Raw genomic sequence first — 18608 nt, forward strand, 5'->3', positions numbered from 1 at the left:
GCTTGGCTAGGCTTCGCTTGACTGGTTTCGCCCCAGAACAATGGGCATTCCTTCGGACAAATCGCGATAGAGGTTCGGTTCGGAGGACGCGGTGGTGGGGACCCCGATCAAGCCGGGACGAGTCCCCGGCGCGATCCTGCCAAGGTCTGGTCGCCCCAACGCATCCGCACCATTCGCGGTCGCCATCTTTAGGACCTCAGCGGGCTGAAGGTCCATCCGATGCCGCAGTAGAAATCGCACCTCGTTCCAAAGATGGAGGTCCGGATTGCTGGCACGAGAATCGGTACCCAACGCCACGTTCACGCCAGCAGCCAACAGTTTTTCGACCGGATGACGTGCGAACTGAAAGAAGTCATGCGTTCTTGGGCAAAACACAACGCTGATATGAGAGTGCGTGGAGATTAGGTCAATCTCGTGTTCTCGCAGATCATTTCCGTGAATCAGCAGGACGGACGAAGCCTTGGAAAGTTGATCAATCAGTTCGATGAACGGCTGGTCGCATCGTGGAAATAAAGCATCGTTGAAGACTCCCATCGCCTTGAGCGCATCAGCAATGGGGCCTGTGCCAGACACCAAGAGTTCTCGTTCGCCAGGTGATTCTGCAACGTGCATCGCGAGCGGTCGTGCGAACCGGGATGACCAATTCACGCAGCGCTGGATTGTCTTGGGCAAAGTCGAATAGGGTGCGTGCGGGCTGACGCCGGGATAAGTCACTCGGGATGCCAGGTCGTTCATCGCGGCGAAGCGTTCCGAGGCCCGTTCGACGTTAAGTCCTAGCACTTCCGCGAAGGTCACCATGTCCAAACCATCGACCGGTGGTGGGTAAACGACTGGTGGTGGGTTAACGGTGGACGGTGTGGCGATTTCACCGATCAACCGCACGCCGCTGTCTAACGATTCACGAATCCCTTGCGAGATCGCAGTCGCAACGTCCCCTTGTTGTCCTCGCGATTGCACGACCTTGGCGATCCACTGATCAAATGCGATGCCGCGATGGCCAACGGGTTGCTTGAAGTCCGAGAATTCGAGGTGAGTGTGTGCGTTGACGAGGCCGGGTAAGATCGCCACATCCCCCAGGTCATCGACCTTTCCAGGTGGATTGTTCTTGCCTAGGGCGACAATATCTTGACCCCGACACTCGATCCATCCGCCTCGGATCGGCTTGCCGTTAACCGGTAAAATCCAGCGAGCCGCGATCAATCTTGATGCTTCATTCATGACGAACCTGTTCGAATCTAGCGAGCGTCTTTCTCGCGACTTCTATAACCGCCCCACAGAAATCGTTGCCCAAGACTTGATTGGCAAAGCTCTCGTTCGTTGGATCGACGGAGCCATGTTGGGTGGAATCATTGTAGAGACGGAGGCCTATTTGCCAGAGGGCGATCTGGCGAGCCATAGTTCTCGAGGTAAAACTCGCAGCAACGCGGCGATGTTCGGACCACCGGGCTTGCTGTATGTGTATCCGATCCACGCAAAGTATTGTCTCAACGCAGTCACCCAGGCGACTGGCGAAGGGGCGGCCGTCCTGATACGCGCGATCAAGCCTGTTTGGGGAATTGACCAAATGAAGTCGCATCGCCGTCAATCGGAACTCAATAAACTCACTCGAGGTCCGGCTATGTTGTGCCAAGCTCTCGACGTTACTCGCTCGCTTGATGGTATCGATTTGACTCAGGATCAACGCATTGGGATTTTTCATCACCTCTCGGACTCATCGACACGAATCGTCTCGGACCGTCGGGTGGGAATCTCAAAGTCCGAGCATTTGTCGCTACGGTTTTTGGACGGTGATTCACGGTATGTCAGTCGCCGGTGCAGAACATAGCCATGGTCTAACACGCGTTCCGCAGTTGCCCGTTCAGGGCTGGATTACGACCTTGGGGGTTAGCACGACCATGGTGTGTTGATCGACCGAGGTTTCTTCCAAGCTGGTAAAGGCTTTTCCCAGCAGCGGCACCCGGCCGATAACAGGCATCGCTTTTTCTCGTTGAATACGAATGGGAAGATTGACAAGAGGATCAATCAAAATGGATTGACCGGAGTCTACAACCGAGGAAACGACGACGGACTTGGTCGTTTGCTTAGGTGCCGCTATCTCTACGAATGTGTCTTTATCGATCAATACATTTTCGGTGTCTGAGGAATCGAGACGACTGAATTGCAGTTCGGCGACCACTCGTAAAGGAGACGATTCGCTTTGTCCGACAGAAGTCGGTTGGCGGTGAGCGAAAATACGTAGCTGAGTTCCCTCAACGAGAAATTCGACCTGTTGCTGTTGTGATTCGTCCACACCGATCGCAAACGGTCGCTCAGTAAGGTTATTCATTTCGGCTTGGTTGCCTTCGATTAATATCACCGCTGGTGAACGTTCCACTCGCGAGTGTTCGTCGACCTGCACCTGGTCGAAGAGGTCCGGCAGCAGGCTGCTGGCGAAAACGACACGCGAGCATCGTTGGACCGATCTTACCGCCGAATGCGACTCGATTTGGCCAGCAAACTTCGACAGGTCCGTAACGGGCGGTTTCGGTGTGGTTGAGGTTTGGGTCAGGTGCGGTTGATCGCCCAGTTGCTCATAGAGCATCCGACGCTGTTCCCCCGTCAAGACGAGATAGTGCACCTTGATGTGGATCTGCGTTTCGACGGGCCGGGGAGCGGTGGAATAGGGTTGGCTGGCGGACGCCAAAGCGATTGGCCAGGGATTGCTGTCGACCGACCCCATGGGACTTTCGGCAGAATCGTGGCCCAAATCGTCTAGCGGCCCTGAGATACTTAGTTGGCCCTGGGCTGGTCCAGCCGCAAAAACGCAGGCGAGCAGGAACACCCGAGCCACGATCCATCGGTAATTGCGAGGTTGCGGGTTGGGCATGATGAGACAACTACGGGAAAGGGCAACTTGCATGATCCGATCGAAAAACGGGGCAGCAACCAGCGTTGGAGCTACCAAAGGGGGATGTACGGCGTCAATTGAGCCTGGGAAAGGCAAGATTTTGGCAAAATCTTCGACTCCGGACCGGTGCAACGAAACTTGGTTGCTCGAATGTGGTTTGATGAATAGGTCTAGAAGATGATTTGGTGAGCGAACAAATCCTCCCTTTTCAATCAGCACTACTCATCCCGAATCTATTTGGAAACACTTTGATGAAGTTCACGCACAAGTTCGTTATGGCAGCCCTGGTTGCCGTCGTCTCGATCAGTTTGGCAAGTTTCTCCGTTGCTCAGGAAGGTCGTCAGGGGCGTGGAGGTAGACCGGGCGGTGGCGGCCCGGGCGGCCCTGGTGGTTGGGGCGGTGGACGCGGCGGACCTGGTGCACAGGCGGGCGATCCAGTTATCGGCCTGCTTCGTGTCGAGGAAGTCCGAGAGGAACTAAAGATCACGCCGAAGCAAGTCGAAGCCATCACCAAGATGTCCGAGGCCAACCGCGGTGAGCGGCCCGACTTCGCAGCGTTTGGACAAATGTCCGATGAAGAACGCAAGGAAGCATTTGCGAAAATGCAAAAGGAACAAGCCGCTCGTGCTGCCGAGATGAAGGAACAACTTTACGAAGTTCTGCTGCCGCAACAAATGGAGCGTCTTGAGCAAATCGCGTTGCAACAACAAGGCACCCGAGCGTTAATGAATCCCGAGTACGCCAAAGAGCTTGGTTTGAGTGACGAGCAAAACAAAAAGCTTGTTGAAGTTCAAGAGTCGCTAATGGAAGAAATGCGAGGCAAGATGCGAGAGATGTTCGCGGGCGGCGGAGCAGGCGGTGGCGATCCTCGCGAAAAGATGAAAGAAATGCGCAAGGAAATGGATGACAAGGTCCTTGCAGTGCTTACCAGCGAGCAAAAGCAGAAGTTTGAAGATATGAAAGGTGTTGCCTTCGAAATGCCCGAGCAAGAAGGCTGGGGCGGCCGCGGTGGTGCTCGCGGAGGCCGCGGTGGTGATCGTGGTGGACGAGGTGGCGACCGTGGTGGTCGCGCTCGTGGCGAAGGACGTCCTCAAATCGAAGAGTAGTCCTGGCCTTGGGGTTCGATCGCTGGGCTATGCGTCGTTTCGCCTACTGACGACGCCGCATAGTAATCACAGGCAATCGAACGCGAAGATCTGATAGACCGTTAAGCCGCTCGCAGGATTTCATCGGAATCTTGTTGAGCGGTTTTTTCGTGCAGAAGGTGGTCGACGGTTTGTTTGATTGCACCGCGATGCTTTGCAACTACCGCTTTCGCATTCTCGCCAAGCGAGTCGGCGGCCGGGATATCAGACAAGCAACGTCTCACAAATCGCTCGAGTGATTGCTCGTCGACGACGCGGACGGCGGCGTCGGCTTCAATCAGGCTATCCGCTATCGTCGCAAAGTTCTTCGTGTTGGGACCGAACGAAACGGGGACGCCGTATCCAGCCGGTTCAAGCATGTTCTGGCCGCCACGGCTACCAAAGCTACCGCCGACGGTGGCGATATTGGCGACTCCCCACCAATTTCGAAGTTCGCCTATCGTGTCGACCAAAACGACAGTATCCACGTCCCAAGAACGACTAAAGAGCGATCCATCGCACGAACGACGATGGACGTTCAAGCCAGACTTTTTTAACAGTGACGCCACGGTGTCAAATCGTTCGGCGTGGCGTGGAACCAAAATCAGACGAAGTTCAGGATTTAGGACGCGAAGGCGTTGGTAGATCTCAATCGCCATTGACTCTTCGCCGTCTTGCGTGCTGCCAACGACCCAAACGCGATGCCAAGGATCGACGCCCGACCATTGAACAAGTTCCTGGACTTCGGGTGTGTCCTTTTCCATTGGAGCGTTATCGAACTTGATCGAACCGGTAACGGAAAGTCGGCTCGGGGCAACGCCGCACGCTTCAAATCTCGCTAACGCAGCTTCGTCCTGGCAACCGACCCAGTGTAAACGTTCAAAGGATGGTCGCGTGAGAAACCCAAATTGTTGGTAGCGTTCCGAACTCCGGCTGCTCAATCGCCCATTGATCACCTTCACTCGATGGCCAGCTTTCGAGGCCAGCCGAATCAAGTTGGGCCAAAGTTCCAGTTCGGTCAGGATCACCTGCTTGGGCTTCAAGTGGCGAAGCGTCCGCGAAACGGCCCAGGTGAAATCCAATGGGCAAAAGAACACTCGCTCTGCACCGAACCGTTGTACAGCCAGGTCATATCCGGTGTCGGTGGAACTGCTGATCACGATCGATGCATCGGGGACGAGCGATTCGATCTGCTTCACCACCGAAGGCAGCAAATTGACTTCGCCAACGCTGACCGCATGGATCCATAGGCACTCTTTGCCGGCTCGAAGCTGCTTCGCCCGCGTTTTGGACAAGCCCAGCAGCTTTTCGCCGAGTCCGCGGCGGTAACGGCCGTGCCGAACCATGCGATATGCGACGATCGGCGAGACGGCGGCCAATAGGGCCGCGTATAGCAGGTTAAATAACATCGGAATCCTTCCCGAGTTTTCAGTGCAGGAACTAGACGACGTTCTTACGCATGTGACACTGTTTAAACTTCTTGCCACTTCCACATGGGCAAGGATCATTTCGTCCAACGCGAGGGGCCTCGTGTCGAACGGGCTCACGACGACTTTCTTCGTCCGAGCTGCTGTTGGCTGAACTGCGGGCTGCGGCCTGGGCCGGTGACTCTTCGGCTTCGGCCATCCCGTGAGCTTCATCGTGACGTTCTTCGCCGCCAATGTAAGTGCTGCGAATGAACTCTTCGTTGAGTGATTCCATTCGGAAAATCAGATCGGTTACTCGGTCACCAATGTTTTCCCACATGGAGTCGAACAATCGCATGCCTTCGCGTTTGTATTCGACCTTGGGGTCCATCTGGGCATAGCCCTTTAACCCAACGCTACTTCGCAGGTGGTCCATGGTGAGCAAGTGATTCTTCCAAGCGTCATCAACGATATTGAGCAACACTTGACGTTCCATACGACGCATTTCAGGGTGGAAACGATCGTCCACGGCACCATCGAGTGCTAATGCGAGTTGGTCACGGTTCATCCGCGAGATGTCTTCTTTGGCACCGCGGAAGTTCAATTCGTTGTGAAGCCAATCGGCAAAACTATCAAGTGAGCCATTGCCACCACTTGCGACTGCCGCAGTGGTTTCAGAATCGGCGTCGCCAAACAGTTCGCGAAGCTTCAATTCAGCCGCAGCTTGTTTTTCCTCTGCTGCGTCGCCAGTGTCGCGGCTGTATTCGAGAATTTGGCTCTTCAATTCGTCACGGTTCAAGCGGACGTCTTCAACATCAAGCACCACACCAAAGCGTCGGTTGATCCATTGAACGAGCCCTTCGCGATCGAGTGAAACTTGGGCACCTTGTTTGTCGGTGAACTTGGAAAGTCCAGTGAGCACCGGGTATTCGGCTTCCTTCAGCGTGTAAGCGTCTTCGGCGCGAGCGAACAACGAGTCGACAACCTGATCAAGGTCTTCGACGTCGCGGAATTCGTCTGGAGTAGTCTCGATACCGAACCGATGCTTCATCCACGCTGAAAGTGTGCGAAGGCCGAAGTCAGCGTCGAGAGTAGCTTCGCCTTCGGATAAATCCACTGTTGCAATTCGTCGATGGGCGCTCTTCACGAGCTCTTCCATCATCTCATTGCGTTCCATGTTCTGAAGCTGGTGTTCCTGGTAATTCGTTCCCAACCGTGTGTTGGCCCAGTTAACAAGTGCCTTCCAGTTCCATTCGTCTTCCATGCCGCTTGGCAGGTTCTCTTCGACGATTTCAGCGACCGTTACTTCGGCTGCGCGTTCGGCTTGATCCTTGGCGTAAGAATCCGCCATCTCGAAGTCCATGTTGACGAAGTCACGTGGTTCAAGTTGGCAATCCAAGTGCGAACCAGCAAACCCTGCGAATGATTCAACGCCATAGTTGGGTTCCAGGAATGTTTGCACATACTTTTCGATTTGGCCTCGGATGAGTTCCAGGACCATCGCGCGGCTGCTGTGTCCGTCCAAGAGAGCTTGGCGATATCGGTAAACGCGTTTGCGTTGTTCGTCCATGACTTCGTCATAGTCGAGCAAGCTTTTGCGAATTTCGTAGTTGCGTTCTTCGACCTTCTTTTGTGCCGCAGCGATACGACGGCTAACCATGTTCGACTCGATTGCGTCGCCTTCTTTCATGCCCAGACGTTCCATCATGCTCTTGACGAAATCGCCAGCGAAAATTCGCATCAGATCGTCTTCAAGCGACAAAAAGAATCGGCTCGAACCCGGGTCACCCTGTCGTCCACAACGACCGCGAAGTTGAAGGTCAATACGGCGGGATTCGTGGCGTTCGGTACCTAGGACATACAATCCGCCGATATCGCGAACGATGTGCCCCTCTTCGCTCATCTTTTCTCGTTCGTCGATTTCCTCGACCAACTTGTTCCAAACCTCGTCTGGGACTTCCAAACGCGTCGGGTACTCGTGTTGCAGTTGAGCCCACGCCATCGTTTCGGGATTACCACCCAAGATAATGTCGGTACCGCGACCTGCCATGTTCGTTGCGATTGTGACCGCGCCAAGTCGACCGGCCTGAGCAACAATGTCGGCTTCGCGACCGTGCTGTTTCGCGTTGAGGACGTCATGCTTGATACCACGACGTTCGAGCAATTCGGAAAGGCGTTCACTCTTCTCGATGCTGACCGTACCGATCAGCACGGGACGATCCTTTCGCTCGATCGAATCAACCTTTTCCAAGGCGACTGTTTCAGCAGTTTTTTCGCCCTTGGGGATGATCGTGACGGTCGATTCGTCTTCTTTTTGAATCAGACCCCAAACTTCGTCGCCGTCCTTTAGGTTCAACACATCCCATTTGTGAGTGCGTTCGACTTCGTTAGCCAGGGCGTTGAACTTGTCTTTTTCAGTCAGGTAGATTTGGTCGGGGAATTCAATCCGCTTCATCACTCGGTGAGTCGGAATGGCAACCACGTCGAGTCCGTAAATCTTCATGAACTCGGTGGCTTCGGTCATGGCCGTACCGGTCATCCCCGACAATTTCTTATACATCTTGAAGATGTTCTGCAGAGACGCAGTCGCAAAGGTTTGCGTTTCCGCCTTGATTTTAACGCCCTCTTTGGCCTCCACAGCTTGGTGCAGTCCATCGCTCCATTGACGACCTTCCATCAACCGTCCGGTGAACTCGTCGACGATAATGATCTCGCCTTCCTTGACAACGTAGTTCACGTCAACTCGATACAAGTAGCGAGCCTTCAACGCGTTGTCGATCAAGTGCGGCCATTCCATATTGCCGGCTGTGTAGAAACTCTCAACGCCAGCAAGACGTTCCGCTTCGCGTACGCCTTCGTCCGTCAGGGTGACGTTGTGTTGTTTCTCATCGACCGTGAAGTGAATTTCTTTGGTCAACTGCTTGGCTACGCGATCCGCTTCTTGATAACGACCCAAATCAAGGTCGGCCGGGCCACTGATGATCAGAGGCGTACGAGCTTCGTCGATCAGAATGTTATCAACTTCGTCAATGATGGCGTAATTAAGCGGACCCTGGCACTGCTGCATTTCAGCCGGGAACCGATCATCACCCTTCGCGGCGGGACGCATGTTATCGCGAAGGTAATCAAAGCCAAATTCGTTGTTGGTTCCATACGTGATGTCGCACGCGTAGGCGGCTTGCTTTTCCGCTGTCGACATACCGGACTGGATCGCATTCACGGTCAAACCGAGGTTCATGTAAAGCGGAGCCATCCATTCCATGTCGCGACGGGCCAGGTAATCATTCACAGTAATAACGTGAACGCCCTTACCTTCGATCGCATTTAAGTATGCCGGCAGCGTCGCGACGAGTGTTTTGCCTTCTCCGGTCACCATTTCGGCGATGTTGCCATTGTGCAGAACCATGCCCCCGACCAATTGGACATCGTAGTGACGCATGCCCATGAACCGCTTGCCACCTTCGCGGCAAATCGCGAAGGCATCTTCTAAGATGTCATCGAGCGTTTCACCGTCGCGGATTCGTTTGCGTAGAATCTCGGTTTGTTGTTTCAGTTCCTCGTCGCTCATCGCCGCGTACTTGGGCTCAAGCGAAGTGATCAACTCTGCTCGGGCTTGCAGTTTGGCAACGTGGCGTGCGTTCGCGGATCCGAAGACGGCGGTGACGGCACGTTCAAATGAACCAAAGGCACCGCCGAAAACGACGCCCAAGGTATCCCAGATTTGTTCAAGCACTGGCATGGTTTATCGAAAATATCTTGTGATGAAGTTCGCTGGAGAACCGAACTTGTGAAGGGTTAAATGATCAAGTGAATTTGCGCGAACCATTCAGCACAACCGGGGTGTTGCTGCAAGGTTGCAAAGGGTGTGTAACATGACCGACTTCGGGATGGCTAATTCGCCAACCCGTAAGTTTAGGGCAATAGGACACATTATTTTATGGGGAGAGTCGCTGAGGCATCAGCGTCCGTGACAATTCTGGCGACGGCGTTTGCATGAGCGAGAAAGATGGCGAGTCCTCCTGACCGCAGACAAGTGGCGCAACCACCCTAAATCGTTTTCAGAGCTAAAGTTACGGGTTTAGGAAAAATGGGTCAACTGCGATTGAACTGGGGTTTCTCATTCGACCCCCCTTCAAACTCACTCTAAGATGGGGAAATGCGGCCGATTTGGGAAGTGAGCAACCCATCATTGGCGTATCCGCACAACCCGATAAACGCCGCTCAGCTAACGACTTGGGGCCTCAAGGATGGTTCGATGGGCGCTCACAGTAAACTTTTCTTCATCTGCGGTTCGGTTCCTCTTCTTCTAATTTCTTCTCTTTTTGCGTTTGGCCTCTGAAATGCGATTCCATCGGAGTTCTATCGAGAATTCGTCGTCCGCGGTGAAAACTTGGTATGTGTTTCTTCAATCCCTGCCACGCGATAAGGCGCATCGAGTTACCTCGGTTTCGCCGCCGATCAGTAACTTGGCTGACATCCAGGCTAGCAAGCTGGTTAACAATCTGGCCAATAAGCTGGTTAACAACTTGGCCAATAATCGGTGCAACACCATGGCTGGCACTCTGACTCATGTCCTCGCCAGCACGCTATTTCTAGTGGTGGGCTTTTTTACAGTCCTGCCTGCGGCAAATGCCCAGACCGGCACCCCAACGACTAATCAGGGTGCAGTGAATTTGGGAACGGGGCTGATGGGTGGGGTAGAGCCGTCAGGGCAATATCCTTCTCAACAATACTACTTGGGACTGCAAACCTACCGCAGCGGCGATCTTGATCAGGCGGTCGATGTGCTTGAATCAGCCCTGCGTAGTTCTCGTCGAGACATCAACGGACGATGGATTGATGCCATCCCCTCATTGGCCATGCTGGGCGAATGCTACTGGCACTTGGGAGATCTCGAAACATCGAAGCAGTATGTTGACCAAGTCGGTCAGATCGCAATCCGCTACGAAGGCTGGCTCAGCAGCACCGATTTTCAATCCGCCTTGCAGCAAAACACGTTGCGGACGAAGCCGCGTTGGTTGTGGGCAGATGCCACAGCCGTCAGCGTCTTATCGACCGCCAGCAAACTGAGTCTGCGATCCGGACAGCAGGTCACGGAAAACTCGCTGCGTGCTGGCGGCATCATTGAAGAACCTTCGTTGCGCTCGATGGACATCATCGAGATCATGCGAACCCTTGCCGTGGCGTCGCACCGTCGCCGCGTGATCTTAGGCCCCTTGTCCAAGAACGAACCGATGGCCGAAGGGGTTCTACAGGCGACGAAGTTTCCGGCCAACCTGCAGATTCCGATTGCTAGATCTTTGATCGGTTCAATGAGAACGGCGGGCTACTTCGCGTCGCTCAACGATAAGCGTGTCGTCGAGGAAGCCAATCGTTCGGCTTCCCTACCCGGCGGCGTCCACCCAATCACACCGATTGCGATGCACTGCAAAGCTTGGACGTTGGCAAGTCAGGACAAGCCCGAAGAGGCATTCGTGGTCTCTGGACAAATGGCCAACATTGCGGCGGCATTGGAACAACCCGAGTGGGTCGGCGAAGCAATGCAACTTGCCGCGGGGTGCGCCGTCGACGCAAAGTCCGCCTCGATGGTGGCTCAGCTTTCAGGAATGGCGGCCAATGCGATGATGCGAGAATCACGGTTGGGGGCGTTGCATTGTTTAATCGCCGCGGCAGACGCCTCTTTAACCGCTGGGGATTCGGGTTCGGCGAGGCAGTTTCTTTCCCAAGCAAGTACGCTGTCTTCGCGGCGAGATGTCTTGCTGCCACGTTTAGACGCTTACGGAGCTTACGTAGCGGCAAGGTTAGCATCGAGCTCCGGTGCATCGGTAGGGTCGGGTAACGCAACGGATGCGGATAAAGCCATTCAAAGTATTCGCGACTTTGCCTTCCAACATCGTAATCGCAAGCGTTCACTCGTTTCGATGCCGCGATTGTTTCAGTTAAGCGTGATTCGCTTGGCCTTAGGTTCCTCTTTGGGCGGACGCACTGGCGGCGAGTTCTTGCGGTCTTATTGCGATGATCCACCGGTGTCGTTGTGGCGTCAGGATCCGGTAGATGCCATCAGTATTACGCTGGCGGATAAGTCATCGGCGCACACCGCCCAAGTTGCCATGTTGGCGGAGTCCGGATATGCCGAAGAACTGCTGGTTGCAGCGGATTCGATGTTGGCGAGCCGGTTTCTGCAACGCATGCCGCTCGGTGGACGACTGGTCAACTTGCGAGCGCTGGTGTCGATGGATGCGAATCTGTTGCCTGCTGATGCGGCCCAAATGCGACTCAAGGGCGGTCCAATGATGAACGATCTGGCGGTAGGAGCGGGGGCTGCCAACGCCGGTATGTCCGCCGATGCGATCGAATCGCTAGAAGCCAAAGCCACCACGATCGCTTTGCAACGACTACAAATTCCTAATGTGGCGATGCCCCGTTTGGATACGGAAAAACCCATCGCTATGCTGCCTTCACGGACCGCAATGTTGATGTTCGTTGCCGTTGGTAATAAGGTCAACGCGGTCCTTGCAGCCGATGGGAAAGTGATCGCGTGGGAAGTGAAAGGGGCGAATCGTTTGCCTGGTGAAATCGGCGCGGTCCTTAGAGGAATGGGGGTCGGTAAGCCTCGTGGCAAACGCATCGACCCTGATGATCGCTGGCGACAAGCTGCGGTGTCATTGCGGCAACGACTTTTGCCGGACGACAATGCCATCTCGGAAGATCGGTTTGACCACTTGATCATCATTCCCGACGGACCGTTGTGGTATCTGCCATTTGAAGCGTTGCCCCTCACTGAGAAAGATTCGTCACTGCTGGGCGAAAAGATCTTCGTGAGTTACGCGCCGACTCCTGGAATGGGGCTGCATCACAACGTTGCGCCCGCCACCAACACTGCGATTGGTTTGGCGACTCAGAAGTTCTTTTCGCCGCGCGATCCTGTTGCCGAGCAAACGGCAGTCGATTCGATCGTTGGTGCAATTGAAAATGTAATTCGATTACCTGAAGACAAGAATTTGCCCACGTCGTTGCTGGGCGATGATATGGGGTCTCTTGTGGTAGCGTCGGCGCAAGGTGCCAACATCAAGAGTCCATTGCTGACGCAAGTTGCTTCTTACGATCAAGGATCACCGGCAGGCACGCTTGCGGCATGGTTGCGATTTCCAACGGTGTCGCCACGCAACGTGGTAGCCATGGGAATGCGAACTGCGATCGACTACGGGCAAATGGGCGATGGCAGTGAAATTTTCACGACCTTGTGTGCGTTACATGTATCCGGTGTTCGCAACATCTTGATGGCTCGATGGGCGGTTGGTGGCGAGTCCTCGGCGATCTTACTTCGAGAACTGGTGCAAGAGATTCCTTACATTGGACTCGATGATTCTTGGTCGCGGGCAATTGCGGTATTGCGTGATTCAACGCTTGATCCGACCGCCGAGCCGCTACTGACAAAGGCTGAGCAAGATCTCGTTGAACTGAAAGGTTCTGAGCCGCTGTTCTGGGCGGGTTATTTACTTTCGTCGCCGTTGAAGCACGATCTCCCCTGACGAGTCGGTAAGTGAGTGGAATGAAGCTGCGCTTTGACGCGCGGCTTCACTGGCTTGAACGATGTTGCGTTTCCGCCATTTCAGTTGCATCCATTTCAGTTGCATCCAGTTCAGTTGCATCCAGTTCAGTTGCTGGAACTTGACGATCTCGTTCGCGAATTCTGCTCGTTCAATCGGATCGCTCTTTTCGGTTGACGGAGGGTTTCTCCGCCACTATTCTTGTTCTGTGCCGATGGATGTTCCTGTAATGTCTGTTGTGCATCCCGCCTGCCCCCTCTGGGCTACCGCATTGGTTTGAACTCATCACCGGTGCTGGATTGGCGTTGTCAGACCACCTGTTACTTGAACGTTCAAGAGATCAATTGGTGTTGAATGCAACGTTACAGCCGTTCACCGAGCCAACCTCACCGAGGTCGGCCTGGTCGGCTACTAGACGCCCTTTCTTTGCCGCTGTGTTGAGGAATTCGTTCGTGAAAACTCTTGCCGCTCACACTTGGGCAATCGTCGCCGTTTTGGCAATCGCATTCGATACGTCTGCAACTCTGGCTAGTGAGGGGGCAACGCTCGATCAACGATCGGTGAGTTACCACCAAGATATAGAACCGATTTTCCGGCAGCATTGTTTTGGCTGTCACCAGGGTGCCAAGCAAATGGGCACCTATCTGATGACTGATTTTGCTCGCATGATCACGGGCGGCGAATCTGAAAACCTGGCGATTGTTCCAGGCAATCCCAGTGAAAGCTATTTGATTGACCAGATCCGCATCGTCGACGGTCATGCCGAGATGCCCAAGCCGCCAGCGAAGCCATTGAGCGAAGTTGAGGTTGAACTGATCAGCCGATGGATTGCCGAAGGTGCCAAGAATGATTCGCCCGCGGGAAAAGGGCCGCGGTTTTCTCGTGATGCACCGCCGGTCTACACGGGGCCACCATCATTGCCATCCATCGATGTTTCGACTGACGGAAGACTTATCGCCGTCGCGGGTTTCCACGAAGTCGTTTTGCTAAACGTCGACGACGGAAAAATTCTATCACGGTTAGTTGGCATGAGCCCAAGGATCAACACCGTTCGCTTTTCACCTGACGGAAAACAACTTGTTGCGGTCGGCGGCACGCCGGCTGTGAGCGGAGAGCTGCAAATATGGGACGTCGAATCGGCTGACTTGATCCTTTCGCTGCCGATGACCTACGACACGCTTAGTGGTGCGAGTTGGTCACCCGACGGAACAAAGATCGCCTTTGGGGCCGCCGACAATACGCTTCGCGCCGTCGATTCCAAGACCGGTGAACAGGTTCTGTTTCAAGGCGCCCATGATGATTGGGTGCGTGACACGGCGTTCACACCCGATAGCACGCATGTGGTTTCGGTGGCGCGTGATATGACCACCAAGTTGACCGAAGTCGCAACGGAACGGTTTATCGACAACATCACATCGATCACACCGGGAGCGCTTTCGGGCGGCCTTAGCAGCGTGGTTTCGCATCCATCACGCAACGAAATACTTGTCGGTGGCGCTGACGGAGTGCCCAAGCTCTACCGCGTCTTTCGGGAAACGGAACGCAAGATTGGCGACGACGCGAATCTAATCCGTTCGATGCCAAAGATGCCCGGCCGTATCGGTAGCGTTGATATCAGCCCGGATGGTTCTCGGATCGCAGCGGCTGCAACGATCGACGGAAGGAGCGAGGTTCGCGTTTGGGAGTACGATTTCGATGGTGAACTTTCGGACGATCTAAAGAAGATTTTGGCGAAACGCGTTGCCGATCGCGATGCCGAAGAGAAGAAGCGAGTCGATCAATACCGCAGCCAACCTACCGATGAAGTGTTTAAAGTTTCGGTGGATGAGGCGGCCGTCTACGCTGTTTGCTTTGCCGCAGACAACTCTGTCTGCTTTGCTGGCAACGACGGATTGATTCGACACTTAGATGCCGATGGAACCGAGCTTAGGCGATTCGCGGCGGCCAATTTTAACGACGAGGCTAAGTCGGCGAAGCTTGCGTTTGACGCCAAAGCTTGGACTCAACGCGTCGCTTCGCAGCAACCTACCGCTGGTGAACCCGAGCCAGTTGATCTGGGAACGATTGAGGAAATTGTTGTCCAGCCTCGTTCGATTCTGCTTAATTCGCCTTATTCCTATGCTCAGTTAGTGGTCACCGCCGTTGCCCCTGATGGCCAAACAAGCGATGTGACCAGGCGAGTCACTTTGGATGTCCCCGCCTGCGGTACCGCTTCACCTCATGGATTGATACGCCCGACGCAAGATGGCAAAGGCATCATCAAGGTATCACTTGGAAAGCATTCCGCGAACATTGATTTCGAAGTCGTCGATGTCAGCGGTGATGATGAATCGATCGGAGCGGTCGACTTTATTCGAGATGTCAATCCCGTGCTTAGTCGGCTGGGATGTAATCAGGGGACCTGTCACGGTGCCCAGAAAGGCAAGAACGGATTCCGACTGTCGTTGCGCGGATACGATCCTGTGTTTGATTTGCGTGCCCTGACTGATGACCTTGCTGCTCGGCGAATCAACCCCGCAGCACCAAATGAATCAATCATGCTTCGCAAACCGCTTGGTCTAAGTCCACATCAAGGCGGCACACTGATGACGTCAGGCGATCCCAACCATGTCATTCTTCATCGCTGGATTGCCGATGGCAGTCACTTGAATTTGAAGACGGCAAAGGTCAAACGTTTGGAAGTCTTTCCTGTGAACCCGATTGTAGAATCCACAAAGGCTCAGCAGCAGGTTCGCGTCGTGGCGTATTACCCCGACGGGGCTAGTCGCGATGTCACTCAGGACGCATTCATCGAAAGCGGCAACACTGAAGTGGCCACGGCGGCCGATGGCGGAATGTTGTCCGCACTACGTCGTGGCGAGGCTCCGATTCTAGCAAGGTACGAAGGAACCTATGCAGCAACGACGTTGACCGTCATGGGTGACCGATCCGACTACCAAGAGGTCGCCACTGAATCTTGGGGAAAGGTCGATGAATTGGTTGCCAAGAAATGGCAACGCGTGAAAGTCGTACCCAGTGAACTATGTGACGACGCTACCTTCCTGCGCCGTGTGCACCTGGACTTAACCGGATTGCCGCCATCGAGTGACGACGTTCGTGAGTTCTTGGCGGACGAGACATCGAATCGTGACAAGCGGGCACGTGTGATCGACTCGCTCCTAGGGAGCGAAGCCTATGTGGATTTTTGGACCAACAAGTGGGCTGATTTGCTTCAAGTGAACCGGAAGTTCTTGGGCGTCGAGGGAAGCACCAAGTTTCGTGATTGGATTCGCAGTGCGGTTGCAGAAAACCGTCCTTACGACAAATTTGCGAAGCAGATTTTGACCGCAAGCGGATCGAATCATGACAACCCAGCAGCGTCTTACTTCAAAGTGTTGCGAGATCCCGACGCGACAATGGAAAACACGACCCACTTGTTCTTGGGAATTCGATTCAATTGCAACAAGTGCCACGACCATCCCTTTGAACGTTGGACGCAGGACCAATACTACGAGATGTCCGCATTCTTCGCTCAGGTCAAGCTGGAGAACGATCCTGTTTCAGGCGAACGCAAAGTGGGAGGAACCGCCGTCGAAGGAGCCAAACCGTTGTTTGAAAAGGTTGTCGACGGAACAGGCGAAATTCAACACCCTTCGACCAACCAGGACGTCGTCCCGGAATTTCCATTTCCGGTCCCGCATGATGAACCCGACGAACCAACCCGACGGCAAAGATTGGCTCACTGGATGACGGCTGCTGATAATCCCTACTTTGCCAAGAGCTATGTCAATCGTTTGTGGGGCTATTTGATGGGAGTCGGTCTCATTGAGCCGATCGATGACATCCGTGCTGGCAATCCAGCGACGAATCCGGAACTGCTCGATCATCTCACCAGATCATTTGTGCAATCGGGATTCGACATTCAAGACATGCTGCGACGAATCTGCAATAGCCGAACGTATCAACTAGATGTTCAGACCAACGCTTTGAATGAAGACGACTTGATCAATTATTCGCATGCACTACCTCGTCGGTTGCCGGCCGAAGTCATTTACGATTGTGTCCACGCCGTCACGGGGGCCGTCAGCGATATTCCCGGCATGCCACGCGGAACGCGAGCTGCTGCCTTAACCGATTCGGGCGTCCAATTGGCCGATGGTTTTCTTCAGAACCTTGGTCGTCCAGCACGCGAAAGTGCGTGCGAATGTGAACGCAGTTCCGATTTGCAATTAGGTCCAGTCATGGCGCTAATCAGCGGGCCTACCATCGGGACGGCAATCTCAGATCCAAAGAACGAACTACAAAGCCTCGTAAGCGAACTACCGGATGACGAAGATTTGGCCGAAGAGATTTTCTTGCGAGCCCTAGGGCGGTTACCGAGCGAAAGTGAATTGAGCGCGTGCGGGCAGATGTCCGAACTGATTAAGCAGGATCACGTCGCCATCGTCGAGCAATTGCGGGTATCGGAAGAAGCGTGGAAAACAAAGCGGTTGCAGTTGGAAACGCAGCGTGAAGCAAAGCTGGCTACGGTCAAACAACAAATCGTTGACCGAACGTTGGCGATCAAAGACGAACGCGAAAGATTATTAGCCGAACGAGAAGAGCGAATTCGTATTGCCAACGCTGCACTCGAAAACGCTCAAGGGCAGATCGGTGAGCAAGTAGATAGGATGACGGAAGAATACGCGAAGAACTCCGCCGCCAAAGACACTGTTGAATGGGTGCCGCTACGTCCCTTGACTGCGACATCCACCAACAAAGCAGTTCTTAAGACGCTTGCAGATCGTTCGATACTCGTCAGCGGTAGTAAGGACAAAGGCGTGTACCATTTGCAGTTCAAGACAGGCCTGCAAAACATCACCGGCGTTCGCATTGAAGCATTAACTGATCCAAGTTTGCCCAACCAAGGTCCCGGGCTTCCATCCAATGGGAACTTTGTTGTGACCGAATTGGAAATCAAGGTAGGTTCCTCTTCAAACCCGAAGGAATCAACACCCGTAAAGATCGCAAGTGCTCATGCGGACTACTTGCAAAACGGCTTCGCTATCGAGCAGACTTTCGATGGCAATGCTAAGAACCAAAAGGGTTGGGCGGTTTCACCCGAGACTGGGAAAGAACACTGGGCAACATTCAAGTTTGAAAAGCCCATTGTTAATCGTGACGATGATGTAATTCACCTTGCATTGCATCAATTTCACAATGCGAACGAACACCGGTTGGGGCGGTTCCGGATTAGTGTCACCAATGCCGGCGGCGACATTCCGCTGGGCTATTCCGAATCCGTTGCTTCGGCGCTTTCCATTCCGCGATCACAACGCAGCGATATCGAATCAAAAGTGCTGATGGATTTCGTCAGTGCAAACGATGAAGCCGTCATCAAAGCGAAAGCGAACCTAGCGGTAGCCAACCAAGCTGTTCCGCCCGATGAGACTCTTGTCGCGTTGCAAAATCGCCAACAATTTCTAGAGACGCCCACCCCCGACGATCCGGAACTGGTTCAATTGCGTGATGATGCCAAGCAAAGCATTGAGCAGGTCGCGAAGTTGCGACTGACGGCGGCCGAGGACTTAACTTGGGCTCTGATTAATAGCCCAGCATTCTTGTTCAACCACTAACGCTTGCCCTCACCCTTGCTGTCGCAAACCACTGGTGCACCCTTTGG

Annotated in this window: 8 protein-coding genes; 4 read left to right on the plus strand and 4 right to left on the minus strand. The window is 54.1% G+C overall.

The features are described from left to right. Positions 1-6: 6 nt before the first annotated feature. The gene (locus tag Pla22_RS08725) at positions 7-1218 is read right to left on the minus strand and encodes an amidohydrolase family protein (RefSeq protein WP_146514274.1); all 1212 of its coding nucleotides are present in this window, start codon (positions 1216-1218) and stop codon (positions 7-9) included. Between Pla22_RS08725 and Pla22_RS08730 the strand changes: the two genes are divergently transcribed. Further along, entirely contained in the window at positions 1217-1825 is a 609-nt protein-coding gene (locus tag Pla22_RS08730; protein ID WP_146514275.1) for a DNA-3-methyladenine glycosylase, read from the plus strand. The genes Pla22_RS08725 and Pla22_RS08730 overlap by 2 nt on opposite strands. Positions 1826-1858: 33 nt before the next feature. Here the strand turns inward: Pla22_RS08730 and Pla22_RS08735 are convergent, their stop codons facing one another. Further along, on the minus strand, positions 1859-2866 hold the full coding sequence (locus tag Pla22_RS08735) for a hypothetical protein (RefSeq protein WP_165440568.1): 1008 nt from the start codon (positions 2864-2866) through the stop codon (positions 1859-1861). 272 nt (positions 2867-3138) lie between these two features. Here Pla22_RS08735 and Pla22_RS25190 point away from each other — a divergent pair, with 272 nt between their 5' ends. Further along, positions 3139-3993 carry a hypothetical protein gene (locus tag Pla22_RS25190; RefSeq protein ID WP_165440569.1) on the plus strand — a complete coding sequence of 285 codons (855 nt, stop codon included), beginning with the start codon at positions 3139-3141 and terminating at the stop codon, positions 3991-3993. A 101-nt stretch (positions 3994-4094) separates the two neighbouring features. Here the strand turns inward: Pla22_RS25190 and Pla22_RS08745 are convergent, their stop codons facing one another. Further along, positions 4095-5420 carry a 3-deoxy-D-manno-octulosonic acid transferase gene (locus Pla22_RS08745; RefSeq protein ID WP_146514277.1) on the minus strand — a complete coding sequence of 442 codons (1326 nt, stop codon included), beginning with the start codon at positions 5418-5420 and terminating at the stop codon, positions 4095-4097. Between the two features lie 31 nt (positions 5421-5451). After that, positions 5452-9156: a preprotein translocase subunit SecA gene (locus Pla22_RS08750; RefSeq protein WP_146514278.1), complete on the minus strand. Its 3705-nt coding sequence runs from the start codon at positions 9154-9156 to the stop codon at positions 5452-5454. A gap of 658 nt (positions 9157-9814) precedes the next feature. Here Pla22_RS08750 and Pla22_RS08755 point away from each other — a divergent pair. Together Pla22_RS08755 and Pla22_RS08760 are read left to right on the plus strand one after the other, a co-directional pair. Next, positions 9815-12949, plus strand: a complete 3135-nt coding sequence (locus Pla22_RS08755; RefSeq protein WP_146514279.1) for a hypothetical protein — start codon at positions 9815-9817, stop codon at positions 12947-12949. Between the two features lie 470 nt (positions 12950-13419). Beyond that, positions 13420-18561, plus strand: a complete 5142-nt coding sequence (locus Pla22_RS08760) for a DUF1549 domain-containing protein (RefSeq protein ID WP_242631887.1) — start codon at positions 13420-13422, stop codon at positions 18559-18561. Positions 18562-18608: the final 47 nt, after the last annotated feature.

The sequence above is a fragment of the Rubripirellula amarantea genome (assembly GCF_007859865.1).
Lineage (GTDB): Bacteria > Planctomycetota > Planctomycetia > Pirellulales > Pirellulaceae > Rubripirellula > Rubripirellula amarantea.

Coding starts and splice junctions, on each gene's coding strand:
- Pla22_RS08725 (WP_146514274.1), bottom strand. CDS start 1,218: ATGAATGAAGCATCAAGATTGATCGCGGCTCGCTGGATTTTACCGGTT.
- Pla22_RS08735 (WP_165440568.1), bottom strand. CDS start 2,866: ATGCCCAACCCGCAACCTCGCAATTACCGATGGATCGTGGCTCGGGTG.
- Pla22_RS25190 (WP_165440569.1), top strand. CDS start 3,139: ATGAAGTTCACGCACAAGTTCGTTATGGCAGCCCTGGTTGCCGTCGTC.
- Pla22_RS08730 (WP_146514275.1), top strand. CDS start 1,217: ATGACGAACCTGTTCGAATCTAGCGAGCGTCTTTCTCGCGACTTCTAT.
- Pla22_RS08750 (WP_146514278.1), bottom strand. CDS start 9,156: ATGCCAGTGCTTGAACAAATCTGGGATACCTTGGGCGTCGTTTTCGGC.
- Pla22_RS08745 (WP_146514277.1), bottom strand. CDS start 5,420: ATGTTATTTAACCTGCTATACGCGGCCCTATTGGCCGCCGTCTCGCCG.